Consider the following 16,201-nt stretch of genomic DNA (forward strand, 5'->3'; position numbering starts at 1 on the left):
GCCAGATACGGAAAAGGAAAGGGCGGCTTGCGCCGCCCTTTCCGGGTACTGCCTTGAAGCGCTATCAGAACTTGTACGAGGCGCCCATGTAGAAGTAGCGGCCCACGTTGTCATACAGCGCCGAACCCACGTCCGAACCGAAGTAGTTCACCGGCGGATCCTTGTCGAAGGCGTTGTCGATGCCCAGGTACACGTCGATCTTGTCGCCCGGGAAGCGATAGCCGAACTGGAAGTTGTTGTACACGTAGGAACCGTTTCGGATCGGGCTCTGCGAACCGGGGTTGCTGTTGTAGCTGTCCGGGGTCACGCGCAGATTGCCGTCCACGTAGGTCATGTCCCACGACGCACGCCACTGGCCCAGCGAGTACTTGGTCTGCAACTGGGCGCGCCAGCGCGGATCGGTCACGTAGGTGACGTACTCGGTGTATTCATCCGGGAAGTCCTGGAAGGCCCATTCGCGGGACTGCAGCAGACGGGTACCAACGAAGCGCACCACGGTATCGCCGCCGGCCAGCTTGAAGCGGTAGTCCATTTCCAGGTCGACACCGATGCGGCGCGAGCGGGCCAGGTTTTCGTTCAGCGCGGTCCAGCGGGTGATCGAGTACTCGGGGAAGGCGCGGCCCGTGGCGTCGGTGAAGCCGCCAACCGGTGCACGCACGATCTGGTCACAGAACGCGTTGCCCACGCCCCCCGGCGAATCGACGCAGCGGGTTGCATTGGTCTGCGCGGTCACCGCACCGATGGCGTCCTTCAGGTTGATGTTCCAGTAGTCGATCGACATGCCGAACCCTTGCAGGAACTCCGGCTGCCACACCAGACCGTAGGTGAAGCTGCGAGCGCGCTCGGGCTTCAGGTCCGGGTTGCCGCCGCTCACGCCGGGGCGGCTGGCAGTGTAGGTGTCGACCCAACCCACCGGAATGCCCAGCGCCGAGCAGTTGGCCTGGCGCAGCGCCGGATCCTTGGCGGTGGACGGACGGTTGCTGTTGGTCACCAGGTAGTTGCAGGGGTCGGCGACGGTTGCGAAGTTCTCGCTCTGCGGGTTGTACAGCTCACCGATGCTCGGTGCGCGCACGGCCTGCGACAGGGTACCGCGCGCACGCAGGGACGGGATGATGGTCCAGTCCAGGCCGACCTTCCAGGTGGTGGTCTTGCCGATGCTGCTGTAGTCGGACCAGCGACCGGCGGCATCCATCGTCAGGTTGTAGATACCCGGGATGTCGGCCAGCAGCGGCACGGTGGTTTCCACGAACGCTTCACGCACGTCGTACTTGCCGGCGCGGTTGGGAATGGCGTTGAGGAAGGTCAGGCCCTGTGCGGCCAGCGGATCGGTGATTTCGCGGCTCTTCTCGCGGCGGTATTCCACGCCACCGGCCACGCCCACGTCACCGGCCGGCAGGCTGAACAGCGAGCCATTGGCAACCGATGCGCTGAACACGCTCTGCTGGATGCGCGAGAAGTTGTACGAATTGACGTTCATCCAGTCGCGCGCGGCCTGGGTGACCTGGCCATTGCCCAGCACGCTGAACGGAACGCACCCGTCACGGCCAAATGCCGAGTAGACGCGGCCGGTGTGCGGATTGATGGCGTTCGGGTCCAGGGTGGTGCGGCAGGTAACCTGGCCGGTGGCCGGGTCGATCACGGCGTCAAGGCCAGCCTGCCAACGCTCGTTGATGCGGTTGTTCAGGTTCCAGCGCTTGACCTCGCTCTGGCCCCAGTTGCCGTACACATCGTAGGTCCAGTTCTCGCTCAGGTTGCCTTCCATGCCGAACACGAAGCGCTGGGTGTTGCGCTCCACGTGCTCGCCGCGCTGGCCGGCATCGACGTTGAAACGGTTCAGCGTGAGCGACGAGGCGCCGTTGGCCAGCATCAGCGCACGCAGTTCCGGCGACACGAATGCGTTGTCACGCTGGATGCGGATGGTGGTATCGAACGACGGCTGGGCCAGGAAGTCCGACTCGGTCTCGGTGTACTTGCCTTCGAAGTACAGGCGGTGGTTGTCGGTCAGATCGAAGTTGACGATCGTGTTCACGCTCTTGCGATCGAACTCCGGCTGCAGGTCAGCCACGGCGTTCAGATCGGCGAAGTCGCAGTTGGTGCAGCTGCTGTTGCTGACCACGATGCCGTCGTAACGCTGCTTGCGGAACGTGCCATCCGGGTTGAACTGGTAGCGGTTGCCCCAAGTGGCCGGATTGCTGGCACTGAAGGTGCCCAGGGTGAACGTACCGCCGTAGGAGATCGAGTGGTTGCCGCCCGGGCCGCTCAGCACGGTCTGCGGGTTGCTTTCGCTCGGCGGCTTGGAGGAGTCGTAGTTCGGGTTCGGAACCGAGACCAGGTACTCGCGGCCGATGGCACGGTCGGTGCGCACGAAGCGGTCCTGCTTGCTGTATTCCAGCGCGATGGCGGCGTTGCCGCGGCCACCGGCGAAATCGGTGCCGGCCGACACGCTGACGAACGAGCGGTTGAAGCCGCCTTCATCGGCCATGCCGGTCTGGCCACGGATTTCCGCGCCGTCGAAGGACTTCTTCATGATGAAGTTGACCACGCCGGCCACGGCGTCGGCGCCGTACACGGCCGAGGCGCCGCCGGTGATGACTTCCACGCGCTCGATCCATTCCACCGGAATGGTGTTCACGTCCACCGAGGTCGAACCGGAGGTCGCACCCACGTGGCGGCGGCCGTTGACCAGCACCAGCGTGCGCGAGGTGCCCAAGCCGCGCAGGTCCAGCAGGCCTACGCCGGCGGTACCGATGAAGCGGGTGGAGTTGCCCAGCGTGTAGCTCGGGGTCAGCGCCGGCATGCGGGTCATCAGGTCGCCGATGTTGTTCGCGCCGGTGGCGCGGATTTCTTCGGCAGTGATGGCCGTCACCGGAGAGGGGGTGACGAAGCCGGTGCGCGCGATACGCGAGCCGGTCACGCTGATGCGATCCAGATCAACCGGATTGGAGCCCGGGCTGGCTTCCTGCGCCAGGACGGGGACGGCGGCGGCGGCCATGAGGCCGGCCAGCAGGGCGCAGGTCAGCGGGTGGCGACCGGGCGTGCGGTGAATCGTCATGCGTGAAACCCCCTAATGGATGTGAATGCTGGCTTCCGTGCCATGGTTCTGTGTTTGTTCATGTGTCGTCCTGACTTGACTCGAACCTAACATGGCCTTAACGGGAAATGCATGTTTTCATCACGCATTGACGCACTTCGTGTCCCAGTTGTTCATCAAATTGCAACAAATACAGTGGCTTAGTCTCACTTGTGATAGTTGCGTCTGTAAGCCAGCAATACAGATGAATAGGGTATTAAGCGACGCTTTGCGCAGAAGTGGCGTGGGCTTTGCGCAAGCTGGCGTGTCGCGTGTCTGTCCGCGCGTCGGCTGCCGGGCTGAAGACAAAAGAAAAGGGCGGCCAAAGCCGCCCTTTTCATGTTGACGTTGTCGCCGGTCAGAACTTGTAGGAAACCCGGGCGAAGAACGTACGGCCGTACCAGTCGTACTGCGACGCGTACAGCGGGGTGTTGCCGTAGCGGGTACCGGCGGTGTTGGAAATCAGGTCCGGTGCCTTGTCGAGCAGGTTGCGCACGCCGACCATCAGGCTCCAGTCGTCCATGTTGTAGGCCACCGAGACGTTGTGGCGGAACTGCCAGCCGGCCTTGATGTCGCGCGTTGCGTTCTGGTAGCCGGAGTAGGTGAAGGTCCGGTCCAGATCCTTGTTCTGCGTGCTGCTGTTGTAGACGCCCTGCCAGTTGAAGGCCCAGTCACCGCGTTCCAGGCTCACGCTGGCCAGGCCGACGGTCTTCGGACGGCCGATGTAGCCCACTTGGTCGGAGGTGGTGAAGCCGCTGTCAGCTGCCGAATCGAACAGCTGGTAGGTGTCTTCCAGCGTGTAGGTGACCTGCGCTTCGGCGGACAACTTGCCGAAGGCGAAGTCGTTGTCGTAGTTGATCTGCAGGTCGTAGCCGCGGGTACGCTCGCGGTTGATGTTCACGTACTGGTTGTAGATGGTGGTGATCTGGTTCGGGTTGGCCGGATCGGTCGGGCTGTTGCGCACCAGGTTGTTGCAGAACGAGTTCGGGTACACGGCCGAACCGTAGCAGCCGAACACGATGTCGTATTCGTCAAGCTGGGTGATTTCGCCGCGCACGTCGTAGTCGAAGTAGTCCAGCGCGATGTTCAGGTTGGCGAAGGTCGGGGTCCACACCAGGCCCAGGGTCTTGGCCTTGGAGGTTTCCGGTTTCAGCTGGCCCGCGCCGCCACCGGAATAGATGGTGGCACTGCCACCGCCGCCGGCGTAGGTTTCCGGAATGCCAGCAGCACCGCAGTTGGCGCGCAGGAAGTCGTTGTTGCTGTCGCCCCACAGGATGCAGGGGTCGATCTGGTTCTGGGCCAGGAAGCCGGTCTGGTTGCCCAGGTACAGCTCATACAGGCCCGGCGCACGGTAGGAGGTGCCCATGGTGCCGCGGACGCGCAGCGAGGGGACGATCTGCCAGTTCACGCCGGTCTTCCAGACCTTGTCCGAACCCGACACGGAGTCATATTCGAACACGCGGCCGGACAGGTTGACCGACAGCGATTCGATGCCCGGAATGCCCTTCAGCAGCGGCACGTCCACTTCGGCGAAGGCTTCCTTCACCTTGTCGGTGCCCTTGGTGATGTCGGCGGTGCTGGAACCCCAGATGTTGCCCGAGCGCGAGAACTCCGACGGGGTGTCGTTGATCTTGTACTTGCGGAACTCGACGCCGAAGGCCGAGGCGACGTCGCCGGCTGGCAGCGTGAACAGGTTGCCGCTGAGGATGGCGTTCGCGCTGGTCTGTTCGTACACGGTGTTGCCAGTGTGGTACCGGCCGATCGCGTTCACCAGCTCGTCCATGCGCTGGCCGCTCAGGAAGCCGGCGTTGAAGTAGTCAACCGGCATGTCGCCGCTGTTGTCGTAGGACAGATCACCCGTGCGCGTCGCATCGATGGCCAGCGCACCGTAATCGCCGCTCGAGCGGCTGTAGCCGGCATTGATTTCCCAGGCCCAGCTCTCGGTGGACTTGAACTGGCCATCGAACTTGGTGGTGCCGTAGAAGTAGTCGACGGTGATCTTCTGGTCGCTCGGGAACGGCATGATGACCTGGAAGAGGTCATCGGCCGCTTCGCTGTACACGATCGGGAAGAACTGGCGCCAGGAGTGCGCCTTGGTCTCGCGGCGGTTGTACAGGAACTGCGTCTTCCAGTTGAAGCTGTCGAAGCTGAAATCGGTGGCGGCGTACAGCGTGGCGCGTTCGCGCTGGTTGATCACTTCCTGGTCATGGTAGAACGGGTAGTTCAGCACGTCCTCGTAATAGGCCGTACCACCGTTGGCGTAGGTGGGGGTCGGGCGCGGACGCGGGCGGTAGCCCGGGAACGGACCGACAGTGCTGCCATCGGGCGAGGGCACGTAGCGGATCGCCGAGTTGTTGTAGTTGATGATGGTATTGGCGTACAGGTTGCCGGTGCTGCAGCCTGCCAGGTCGGTGCCGGCCAGGATCGAACGATCCTCGCGGTCGATACGCTTGCCGTCAGTGCCCCACACCATGTCCTGGGCGCAGGAGAAGAAGTCACGGTCGCCCACGGTCAGGGCGTTCAGGCGGTCCCACTGGGCCGCAGCAACGATGCTGCCCTTCTCGAAGTTCCAGCCGTTGGCGATCGAGGCAGAGAACTGCTCGCCGCCGCCGTGCTGCGGAACGCTCATGGAGTAGGTCATCTCCGGGCGGTCGATGCTCTTCTTGGTGATCAGGTTGACCACGCCGGCCAGAGCGTCCGAGCCGTAGATGGAGGACGAGCCGTCCTTCACGATTTCAATGCGCTGCAGGATGGCCTGCGGAATGACGTTCAGGTCGAATGAGCCGACCTGGCCGCGGGTACCGGCCGGGCCGGGGCGCTGGCCGTCGAGCAGGACCAGGGTGCGGTTGGCGCCCAGGCCACGCAGCGAGACGGTCTGCACGCCGGTGCCGCCTTCGACGACGAAGCCGCCGAACTGGTTGTTCATCTGGGTCGAGCCAGCGGCGATCGCCGAGGTCTGCAGGAAGTCAGCGGTGTCGAACTGACCGGAGGCGATGCTCTTGTCGATCGAGATGACCTGCACCGGCGAGGTGGTTTCGTACTCCGGGCGCTTGATGAGCGAACCGGTGACGCTGATGGCATCCAGGTTGGTGGCGTTCTTGGACGCGCTGCTCGACGTGGTCGTCGGCTGCTGCGGTTCCGCTTCCTGGGCAAAGACGGGCGCGGCCTGCAGGCATGCGAGGACGGCGAGGGTCAATGGGACGCGGCTTGGCTTGATCTGGCGATTGGCGGTGCGCATTTCGGTTGGATCCCCACTTGTTATGCTTCGGTTAAGCGAGTGTAAGTAGGACGTTAGCTAAATGCAATATGAATACGAAAATTTATAACTCGTTGTTTTTAAAAGACATATAGAGCTTTTGAAACGAAAAAACCCTCTCGGTTCAGGATCGAGAGGGTTTTTCTTCACATCTTTGTGTTAACGGTGAAATCAGAGGCCGCCGGGGCCGCAGTCGTTCTTCAGGAACGATTCGATCAGGCCCAGCGTCTCGCGCTGCTGGCGCGGGTACCACGGCATGCTGTGCTGCTGGTCGGCGATCAGGTGGAACTTCGCCGGCACCTTGCCTTTGATCGCGTCGTAGAAGCCCTGTGCGTGGAACGAGGGCGTGCGCACGTCGCGGTCACCGACGAACAGCATGACCGGGATGTTGGCCGACGCGGTGTTGCGCATCGGATCCATGCCCTTGACGGTCTGCCCCTGCAGGATGCGCTGCAGGCGGTTGTCGCTCCACGACGTGCCCAGGCGGGCCAGATCGGTCACCGGCGCACCAGCGATGGCGCACTGGTACGGCGAGTTCGGTCGCACCGTCGCCGCAGCAGCGGCGAAACCACCGTAGGAGTAGCCGAAGATCGCGATGCGGTCCTTGGCAGCGAAGCCCTGCGACACCAGCCAGGCGGCACCGTCGTCGTTGTCGTCGGACATCTTCTGGCCCCATTCGCGGTCGCCGGCGATCCACAGCTCGCGACCCAGGCCCGACGAACCGCGGTACTGCGGGCGAAGCACCGCGTAGCCGCGCGAGGTCAGCAGTGCGATCCAGCCCGAGGCGTCCCACTGCACGTAGTCGCGCGCCCAGGGGCCGCCATGCGGGTTGACGATGGCCGGCGGTGCCGGGTCGCCGTCCTTCCAGCCCTGCGGCAGGTCGAGGATGGCGGGAATCTCGCGCCCGTCGCGGGCCTTGTAGGTGACCCAGCGCTCTTCGCCGGTGGCGCCCTTGGCGATCCATGGGCGCTCGCTGCCCAGGCTGACCACATTCTTGCGGTCCAGCAGCAGGAAGTAGCTGGTGGGCGCATCAGGGCCGACGGCGCGGAACAGGATGCGCGAGAAATCATCGTTGTAGCGGGCGATTTCCACCTGGCGGCCGCCGGCGGCCTGCTTCAGCGTGTCCTGGATCGACTTCAGGGTCGGGTCCACGTACACCGTCTGCGCGCTGGGGCCATCGATGGTGAAGCCTACGACCTGGTTGAAGGTCTTCGGCTGGGTGCTGAACACCAGGCTGGCGATGGAGAAGTTCGGGTTGGCGAGGACGGGCTCGGGGTCGAACTTCTGCAGCTTTGCGTCGTAGAGATGGACCTGGACCTTGTCCGAGAACAGGTCGGTCAGGATGTAGTACTTGCCGGTGGCGTCATCCACGCCGGCCAGCTCCACCGAGTGCCGGTTGGACAGCTTGGACAGCAGGGGCTTCTGCAGCACGAACTGGCCGGACGACGGGTCCAGGATCAGCACCTGCTGCTCGTAGTCGCCACTTACCGGTTCGATCTGTGCCTTGGCCAGCACCTTGCCGGTGCGCGCGTCGAACAGCGCGGGCTGGGCGCGCGTACCGCCGCGGAACAGCAGCTCGGTTTCCTTGGTCTTGAGGTTGTACAGATAGTAGTTGGCGGTCAGCGAGATTTCGCTCAGCTGGCGGATGATCACCCGGTCCGGATCCAGCGGCAGCATGTTGACCAGCGACGCGGTGCCACCCAGTTCAAGGCAGCGCTGGGTCTGCTCGCTGACGCCCAGCTTGCGGGTGTTGTCGGCGAAGGCTTCGCCGAAATCCTTCTGGGTAGTGTCGGTCAGGTAGGTCTTGACCACGAAGGTCTTGGTCGCGCCGGAAACACTGCCTTCGCCACAGCCGCCCAGCTGGCCGGTCCATTCCTGGCGGCCGACAGCGAGGATGCGGTCGGATTTCAGCGCCGCGGCGGCGATGAACTTCATGCGGTCGCCGGACGGTGTGACCACCTTCGGGCCGCCAGACAGGCTGTCGGTGTCCCAGCTGGCCAGCGCGGTTTCTTCCGGGTTGGCGGGGGACGGGATCAGTGCGACCAGGTGCTTGCCGTCAGGGCTCATCGAAACCGACTGCAGCGCCGGCAGGCGCGCCAGGTCTTCAATGGGGACGGGGGCGGCGTGGGCAGAGGTGCCGGCCAGGGCCAGGGCCAGGGCGGTACCCAGGCGGAAGCGGGGAATCACGTGCATTTCTTGTCCTTGGGCTGCGCGTTGATCGAGGTCGAAAGCTGACTGATTGGTGAACGGATTCGGACGGTAGCAGATGTTCGGTAGGCGCGTCAGTGCCAACCGGAGGGCGTTCATTGCCTGGCCCGGTGGGTCCAACTTGTATGATGGGAGGTTGCCAGTCCCCACGAACCGCTTCCGGAGTCCGCAGTGAACAGCCCCGCCCGTCGTCCCCATGCCAGCCAGGTACAGAAGGGCCTGTCGCCCCATGCGCGCATCCGCAACGTGATCGCGGTGGGTTCGGGCAAAGGGGGCGTCGGCAAGTCCACCACCTCGGTGAACCTGGCCGTGGCCCTGCAGCAGCTCGGTGCCCGCGTGGGCGTGCTGGACGCGGACATCTACGGCCCCAGCGTGCCGGCCATGCTCGGCCTGTCCGGCCGCCCGGAAAGCCCGGACAACAAGAGCATCGAACCGATGCGTGCGTTCGGCGTGGACACCATGTCCATCGGCTACCTGGTGGAAGACGAGACGCCGCTGATCATGCGCGCGCCGCGGGCGACCGCTGCGCTCACCCAGCTGTTCGAAGACACGCTGTGGGACGACCTGGACTACCTGCTGATCGACCTGCCGCCGGGTACCGGTGACATCCAGCTGACCCTGGTGCAGAAGATCCCGCTGGCCGGTGCGGTCATCGTCACCACGCCGCAGGACATCGCCACGCTGGATGCGAAGAAGGCGCTGAAGATGTTCGAGAAGGTGGAGGTGCCGGTGCTGGGCATCGTCGAGAACATGGCCGTGCACACCTGCAGCAACTGTGGCCACGTCGAACACCTGTTCGGCGAGGGCGGTGGCGAGCGCATGGCTGCGCAGTACGGCGTGCCGCTGCTGGGGTCGCTGCCGCTGCAGATCGATATCCGCGAACAGGGCGACGCCGGCAGCCCGATCACCGTCGCCCAGCCCGATTCGACCGCCGCCCAGGCGTATCGCCGGGCCGCCGAGCGCCTGGTGGAGGAAGTGGGCAAGCGCCCGCGGGCGTCGATCCAGATCCTGTCCTCGCTGCTCTGAGGCAGCCACCGCGGGGCTGCGGCGTGGTTGCCCGGCCCCCTGCTAGAATCCACGCGCCCCTCGCACCCAGGACAAAGCATGAGCATCAAGAGTGACCGTTGGATCCGCCGTATGTCCGAGCAGCACGGCATGATCGAGCCGTTCGAGGCCGGGCAGGTGAAGCATGCCAACGGTGAGCGCATCGTCAGCTACGGCACCTCCAGCTATGGTTACGACGTGCGCTGCTCGCGCGAGTTCAAGGTGTTCACCAACATCAACTCCACGATCGTCGACCCCAAGCACTTCGATCCGGGCAGCTTCGTGGACATCGTCGGTGATGAGTGCATCATCCCGCCCAACAGCTTCGCGCTGGCCCGCACGGTGGAATACTTCCGCATCCCGCGCGACACGCTGGTGGTGTGCCTGGGCAAGAGCACCTATGCCCGCTGCGGCATCATCGTCAACGTGACCCCGCTGGAACCGGAGTGGGAAGGCCACGTGACCCTGGAATTCAGCAACACCACGCCGCTGCCGGCGCGCATCTACGCCAACGAAGGCGTGGCCCAGATGCTGTTCTTCCAGGCGGCGGCCGACGATGTCTGCGAGACCTCGTACAAGGACCGTGGCGGCAAGTACCAGGGCCAGACCGGCGTGACCCTGCCGCGTACCTGAGAAACCTGTCGGTAGCGCCGGGTCATGCCCGGCGTTGGACAGATTCGCCGGGCGTGGCCCGGCGCTACCTTATTTGCCGCGTCCGAACAGCATCGCGATGCCGACGCCGACCAGGCCGACCGGCCACCAGGTCAGGAACAGCTTGGAAACATTCAGGTGCGTCCAGCCCAGGTTGCTGGCGAGCATGAACAAGCCGATCAGGATCAGCAGGATGGCGGCGACAAGATTGAATCGCATCGGGTCGTCAAAGGCTCAGGGGTGGGCCGGATATCCTAGCCGTTCCTTCCAGTAGGCGACATGCTGGTCCAGCGCGGCCGGCTCGTAGCGGTGTGCCGGCCCGCTGCCCCAGACCGGGCCAGGCCAGGCCGGATCGCCGTCGTGGCGGCCGATCACATGGAAATGCAGCTGGCGCACGATGTTGCCCAGCGCCCCGATGTTGATCTTCTCCACCCCGTCCGAGCCGTGCAGGGCCTTGCAGGCGCGGTTGAGTTCGGTGCGCAGCTTGTCCTGCTGCTCGCCGTCCAGCTCGATCCACTCGGTGATCCCGGCCAGGCGCGGCACCAGGACCAGCCAGGGGAATCGTTCGTCGTTCATCAACCGCACTTGCGACAACGGTCCTTCAGCAACCAGCACGCTGTCGGTGGCCAGGCGTGAATCCAGTTCGAAATCGCTCATCCAAGATGCTCCGTGAAGAAATCGAGGGTGCGTTGCAGCGCCAGGGCGGCGCTGTCTGGATCATACGCATGTCCGACCTCCCGGTTGAAGGCGTGGTCGGCCGGATAGACGTAGGTGGCCATCTGCGGCAGCTTCTCGCGGTGGGCCTGCACGGCCTCCGGCGGGATGCTCTTGTCCTGGGCGCCGAAGTGGAAGATCACCGGGGCCTTGGGCGTTTCGTCGAGGAAATTGACGTTGCGGCCGCCGTAGTAGCTGGCCGACGGCAGGCCCAGGCGCATCGCCGCCAGCAGGGCCACGCTGCCGCCCCAGCAGTAGCCGACGGTGCCGACCTTGCCGTAGGGGGCCAGGCGCGTCGCCGCCGCGCGCACCACTTCCAGCGCCTTCTCCATGCCCAGCGTGTTGACCCGCTCCAGGCCGTCCTTCACGCCCTCGGGGCTGTAGGGCAGGGCGTCGGGGTCGGACTCCGGGCCATCGACCAGATCGAAGAACGACGGCGCCAGCACCGCGTAGCCTTCGGCGGCGAAGCGCTCGGCGACCCCGCGCATGTGCGCGTTGACCCCGAAGATTTCCTGTATGACCACCAGCGCCGCGCGCGGTTTGCCTTCGGGCAGGACCTGCCAGGCGCGGACCGGGCCATGATGCGTATCCAGGGTGATCCATTCGGACATCGTCGGGTACCTCGTTGCAGGGGACAGGCCTGCATTGTCGACGCTGGCCGGGTTAGCGGCGTGTCAGCGGCTGTGCCCGATCAGGCGGCTGGCCGTTCAGAGCCCGGCCACCAACCCCGGTATACTGGCGCCCTTTCAGGCCCCGGCCCCCAGGCGCCCTGCCATGCCGGCAGGGGCCCAGGCCCCCAGAGTCCCGCGATTTCCATGTCCCAGCTGAACCCCAAAGTCGGCTTCGTCAGCCTTGGCTGCCCGAAGGCCCTTGTCGATTCCGAGCGCATCCTCACCCAGCTCCGCTCGGAAGGTTATGACATCGTCCCGTCCTACGATTCGGCCGACGTGGTGGTGGTCAACACCTGCGGCTTCATCGATTCGGCGGTGACCGAGTCGCTGGACGCCATCGGCGAGGCGATGAACCAGAACGGCAAGGTCATCGTCACCGGCTGCCTGGGCAAGCGCCCGGAGCAGATCCGCGAGGCGTACCCGAACGTGCTGGCGGTGTCCGGCCCGCAGGACTACCAGAGCGTGATGGAAGCGGTGCACGAAGCGCTGCCGCCCAGGCACGACCCGTTCGTGGACCTGGTGCCGGACTACGGCATCAAGCTGACCCCGCGCCACTACGCGTACCTGAAGATTTCCGAAGGCTGCAACCACAAGTGCAGCTTCTGCATCATCCCGTCGATGCGCGGCAAGCTGGTCTCGCGCCCGGTGGATGAGGTGCTGCGCGAAGCCGAGCGCCTGGTGCGCGGCGGCGTGCGCGAACTGCTGGTGGTTTCGCAGGACACCTCGGCCTATGGCGTGGACGTGAAGTACGCCGAGAAGATGTGGCGCGACAAGGCCTACCAGACCCGCCTGAAGGCGCTGTGCGAAGGCCTGTCCGAACTCGATGCCTGGGTGCGCATGCACTACGTCTACCCGTACCCGCACGTGGACGAGGTGGTGCCGCTGATGGCGGAAAACCGGATCCTGCCGTACCTGGACATTCCGTTCCAGCACGCCAGCCCGCGCATCCTGCGCCTGATGAAGCGCCCCGGTGCGGTCGAGAAGACCCTCGAGCGCGTGCAGAACTGGCGCCGTATCGCCCCGGACATCACCGTGCGCTCGACCTTCATCGTCGGCTTCCCGGGCGAGACCGAGGCCGAGTTCGAAGAACTGCTGTCGTTCCTGGACGAAGCGCAGCTGGACCGCGTGGGCGCGTTTGCCTATTCGCCGGTCGAGGGTGCCACCGCCAACGACCTGCCGGACGCGGTGCCGGAAGAAGTGAAGCAGGAGCGCCTGGCGCGCTTCATGGAAAAGCAGGCGCAGATTTCCGCTGCACGCCTGGAAGCCAAGATCGGCACCGTGCAGCAGTGCCTGGTCGATGCCATCGAAGGCGATATCGCCGTGGCCCGTTCCAAGGCCGATGCCCCGGAAATCGACGGCCTGGTGCACATCCAGAATGCCGACCAGGTGCCGCTGCGCGTGGGCGAGTTCGTCGACGTGGAAATCACCGAGAGCGACGAGCACGACCTGTACGGTGACGCGCTGCCCAGCGCTGCCCGCCCGGCGTTCGACCTCAAGGTGCTGTGACCGCAGCGACGGCCGCCGGCGGCGACGCAGGCGGCCCTCGCCGCTTCATCCCGCCGCTGCGTGCGGCGGTTGATGCGCGGGTGTTCGACCATCCGCTGTTTGCCGGCGTGCGCGGTTTCGCCGATCTGCTGGCCGGTCCCGGGTGGCCGGCCGTCTCCGTGCTGGATGCCCGGTTGGCACTGCAGGGCGTGCAGCTGGTGGAGCAGGATGCGGCGCTGCTGGCCGACGGCCTGCACTACGAAACCCGTATTGCCCAAGGCCGCATCGCCACCCGCGCGGACAACTGGCATGACCTGTTCAACGCACTGGTCTGGGCCAGCCTGCCGTCGCTCAAGCGCGCGCTCAATGCCCAGCAGTGCCGGCACATTGCCGCAATGGCGCCCGGCCAGCGCAACCGGGCGCAGGCCGCGCTGACCCAGTTCGATGAAACCGGTGTGGTCGTGCAGGTGCGCGATCCGGCCGTGCTGGCCGCGTGGGATGCACATGACTGGCGCGCGCTGTTTGAACCATCGCACTGGCAGGGCGGCGGCATCGGCATCGTGGCGGTGTTCGGCCACGCGCTGATGGAACAGACGCTGCTGCCGGGCCGGTTGCTGGTGGGCAAGTGCGTGCTGGTGCAGGCTCAAGAGGAAGCCGCGTGTATCGACACGGTGGCGCGCGCCATCGGCGAGGGCAGGGTGCTGGGTGATCCGCTGCAGCTGCGGCCGCTGCCGTTGGCAGGTATTCCCGGCTGGCATGAGCAGCAGGATGACGCCTTCTACGGCAACGCCGACTATTTCCGCCCGCTGCGCCCCGGCCGCCAGTACCCGCCGCCGCTGCCTCTGCTTCGGTAGAGTCGACTGTTGGTAGAGTCGACTGTTGGTAGAGTCGACTGTTGGTAGAGTCGACTGTTGGTAGAGTCGACTGTTAGTCGACTGCTTTGCCCTTGGGTCCATGAAAACCCCCGCGCTGCGCGCGATAGTCGACTAACAGTCGACTCTACCAACAGCGGCGCAGTCGACCGACCGTCGACGTTACGGCGCTGCGTACTCCACGCCGATCACCGCGAACGTGAACTGCCCACCGGGCAGCTCCACTGCGAACTCGTCATCGATGCGCTTCTTCAGCAGCGCCCGCGCCAGCGGCGAGTCGATGCTGATCCAGCCCAGCCCTGCATCGGTCTCGTCCGGGCCGACGATGCGATAGCGGCTGGTTTCGCCACTGTCCACGTTCTCCAGCTCCACCCACGCCCCGAAGAACACCGCCTGCGGGTCGGTCGGCGTGGTGTCGACCACGCGCAGCGATTCCAGGCGCTTGGTCAGGTAGCGCACGCGGCGGTCGATTTCGCCCAGCTGCTTCTTGCGGTAGGTGTACTCGGCATTCTCCGAGCGGTCGCCCTCGGCAGCGGCAGCAGCCAGCGCCTTCACCACCTCCGGGCGGCGCACGCGCCACAGGTCATCCAGTTCGGCTTTCAGCCGGGCGTGGCCGGCGGCAGTGATCAGGGCAGTGCTTTTTTCTGCGGGGGGACGCCAGCGGGACATGCGGTACGACTTCTTTTCTGGATGACAAATGGGGAGCGGGGCAGCAGCAGATCAGCGCTTGCCGCCGAAGATGCCGCCGAGGATGCCACGCACGATCTGGTTGCCCAGCTTGGTGCCGACAGTGCGCGTGGTCTGCTTGGCCATGGTTTCGATCATGCCCTGGCGGCGCTTGGTGCCGAAGATCGCATCCTTGATCGACTGGCCGAAGCCGCCTTCCTGTGCGTCATCCTGTTCGCGGCTGCGGGCGGCCGGGGCTGCGGCTTTCTCGGTGGCCTTCTGCGCGCGCTGGGCCAGCAGCTCGGCTGCCGATTCACGGTTCACCGCGGTGTCGTAACGGGTGCCGACCGGGCTGCCGGCACGCACCTGTGCGCGCTCGGCCTCGGTGATCGGCCCCATGCGGCAGCGCGGCGGGGCGATCATCGTCTGCTGCACCGGCATCGGCACGCCCTTGTCCTGCAGCGTGGATACCAGTGCTTCGCCGGTGCCGAGCTGGCTGAGCACCTTGGCCACGTCCAGCTTCGGGTTCGGCACGAAGGTCTCGGCGGCGGTCTTCACCGCCTTCTGGTCGCGCGGGGTGAAGGCGCGCAGCGCATGCTGCACGCGGTTGCCGAGCTGGCCGAGGATGTTGCCCGGCACGTCGTCGGGGAACTGCGAGCAGAAGTACACGCCCACGCCCTTGGAGCGGATCAGCCGCACCACCTGCTCGATGCGCTGCACCAGCGAAGCCGGCGCGTCGTCGAACAGCAGGTGCGCCTCGTCGAAGATGAAGACCAGCTTGGGCTTGTCCAGGTCGCCCACTTCGGGCAGCTGCTCGAACAGTTCCGACAGCAGCCACAGCAGGAAGGTGGAATAGAGCTTGGGCTTGAGCACCAGCTGGTCGGCGGCGAGGATGCCGACCACGCCGCGGCCGTCGTGGTTGACCCGCATGAGGTCGGCCAGTTCCAGCGCCGGTTCGCCGAAGAAGCCTTCGCCGCCGTCCTGGGCCAGGCGCAGCACCGCGCGCTGGATGGCGGCGATCGACTGCGCGCTGACCAGCCCGTACTCGGTGGAGATGTCCTTGCGCTCCTCGGCCACCAGGCCGAGCAGGGCGCGCAGGTCATCCATGTCCAGCAGCAGCAGGCCGCGGTCGTCGGCCAGCTTGAAGACGATGTCGAGCACGCCGGCCTGGGTGTCGTTCAACTCCAGGATGCGCGCCAGCAGGGTCGGGCCCATTTCGCTGATGGTGGTGCGCACCGGGTGGCCGAGCTTGCCGTAGAGATCCCAGAACACGGTGGGGCTGGCGGCCGGGGCATAGTCGGCCACCCCGATCTCGGCGGCGCGCTGCAGCAGCGCATCGGCGCCGGTACCGGGCACGGCCAGGCCGGACACATCGCCCTTCACATCGGCCAGGAATACCGGCACGCCCAGCCGCGAGAAACCCTCGGCCAGGGTCATCAGGGTCACGGTCTTGCCGGTGCCGGTGGCGCCGGCGACCAGGCCATGGCGGTTGCCGAGTTTCGGCAGCAGGGTGACGGCCACATCATCGGTGATGCCTTTGCCCAGCAGAATCGGATCCATGGTC

12 protein-coding genes are annotated in these 16,201 nt (G+C 65.4%); 4 read left to right on the forward strand and 8 right to left on the reverse strand.

Annotated elements, in window-relative coordinates:
• Positions 1–64: 64 nt before the first annotated feature.
• The 3 genes from QMZ26_RS15335 to QMZ26_RS15345 all read right to left on the reverse strand — a co-directional run bounded on the left by QMZ26_RS15335 (position 65) and on the right by QMZ26_RS15345 (position 8,519).
• Entirely contained in the window at positions 65–3,052 is a 2,988-nt protein-coding gene (locus QMZ26_RS15335; RefSeq protein ID WP_200732314.1) for a TonB-dependent receptor, read from the reverse strand.
• 376 nt (positions 3,053–3,428) lie between these two features.
• A complete protein-coding gene (locus tag QMZ26_RS15340) occupies positions 3,429–6,308 on the reverse strand; it encodes a TonB-dependent receptor (protein ID WP_283221951.1) in 2,880 nt (959 codons plus the stop codon).
• A gap of 189 nt (positions 6,309–6,497) precedes the next feature.
• On the reverse strand, positions 6,498–8,519 hold the full coding sequence (locus tag QMZ26_RS15345) for a prolyl oligopeptidase family serine peptidase (RefSeq protein WP_283221952.1): 2,022 nt from the start codon (positions 8,517–8,519) through the stop codon (positions 6,498–6,500).
• A 186-nt stretch (positions 8,520–8,705) separates the two neighbouring features.
• Between QMZ26_RS15345 and apbC the strand changes: the two genes are divergently transcribed.
• Both apbC and dcd read left to right on the forward strand, forming a co-directional pair.
• Positions 8,706–9,560: an iron-sulfur cluster carrier protein ApbC gene (gene apbC, locus QMZ26_RS15350; RefSeq protein WP_108758114.1), complete on the forward strand. Its 855-nt coding sequence runs from the start codon at positions 8,706–8,708 to the stop codon at positions 9,558–9,560.
• 78 nt (positions 9,561–9,638) lie between these two features.
• The gene (gene dcd, locus QMZ26_RS15355; RefSeq protein WP_079222647.1) at positions 9,639–10,211 is read left to right on the forward strand and encodes a dCTP deaminase; all 573 of its coding nucleotides are present in this window, start codon (positions 9,639–9,641) and stop codon (positions 10,209–10,211) included.
• A 69-nt stretch (positions 10,212–10,280) separates the two neighbouring features.
• Here dcd and QMZ26_RS15360 read toward each other — a convergent pair whose 3' ends face one another.
• From QMZ26_RS15360 to QMZ26_RS15370, 3 genes are read right to left on the reverse strand one after another with little or no spacing between them, the layout of a single operon-like run.
• The gene (locus QMZ26_RS15360) at positions 10,281–10,448 is read right to left on the reverse strand and encodes a DUF5668 domain-containing protein (protein ID WP_174208692.1); all 168 of its coding nucleotides are present in this window, start codon (positions 10,446–10,448) and stop codon (positions 10,281–10,283) included.
• A 15-nt stretch (positions 10,449–10,463) separates the two neighbouring features.
• Entirely contained in the window at positions 10,464–10,886 is a 423-nt protein-coding gene (locus tag QMZ26_RS15365; protein ID WP_079222646.1) for an HIT family protein, read from the reverse strand.
• Positions 10,883–11,554, reverse strand: a complete 672-nt coding sequence (locus tag QMZ26_RS15370) for a dienelactone hydrolase family protein (RefSeq protein ID WP_079222645.1) — start codon at positions 11,552–11,554, stop codon at positions 10,883–10,885. Before QMZ26_RS15370 ends, QMZ26_RS15365 begins: the two co-directional genes overlap by 4 nt.
• Positions 11,555–11,758: 204 nt before the next feature.
• Between QMZ26_RS15370 and rimO the strand changes: the two genes are divergently transcribed.
• Together rimO and QMZ26_RS15380 are read left to right on the forward strand one after the other, a co-directional pair.
• On the forward strand, positions 11,759–13,120 hold the full coding sequence (gene rimO / locus QMZ26_RS15375) for a 30S ribosomal protein S12 methylthiotransferase RimO (protein ID WP_200732317.1): 1,362 nt from the start codon (positions 11,759–11,761) through the stop codon (positions 13,118–13,120).
• Entirely contained in the window at positions 13,117–13,953 is an 837-nt protein-coding gene (locus QMZ26_RS15380; RefSeq protein WP_283221953.1) for a DUF3025 domain-containing protein, read from the forward strand. Before rimO ends, QMZ26_RS15380 begins: the two co-directional genes overlap by 4 nt.
• Before the next feature lie 180 nt (positions 13,954–14,133).
• On the opposite strand, the gene greB is transcribed toward QMZ26_RS15380, so the two are convergent.
• Together greB and QMZ26_RS15390 are read right to left on the reverse strand one after the other, a co-directional pair.
• Entirely contained in the window at positions 14,134–14,640 is a 507-nt protein-coding gene (gene greB, locus QMZ26_RS15385) for a transcription elongation factor GreB (protein ID WP_079222642.1), read from the reverse strand.
• Positions 14,641–14,691: 51 nt separating this feature from the next.
• Complete coding sequence (locus QMZ26_RS15390) at positions 14,692–16,197, reverse strand: helicase HerA-like domain-containing protein (RefSeq protein WP_108747104.1); 1,506 nt, start codon at positions 16,195–16,197, stop codon at positions 14,692–14,694.
• Positions 16,198–16,201: the final 4 nt, after the last annotated feature.

This window comes from Stenotrophomonas sp. PFBMAA-4 (assembly GCF_030053215.1).
Taxonomy (GTDB): Bacteria; Pseudomonadota; Gammaproteobacteria; order Xanthomonadales; family Xanthomonadaceae; genus Stenotrophomonas.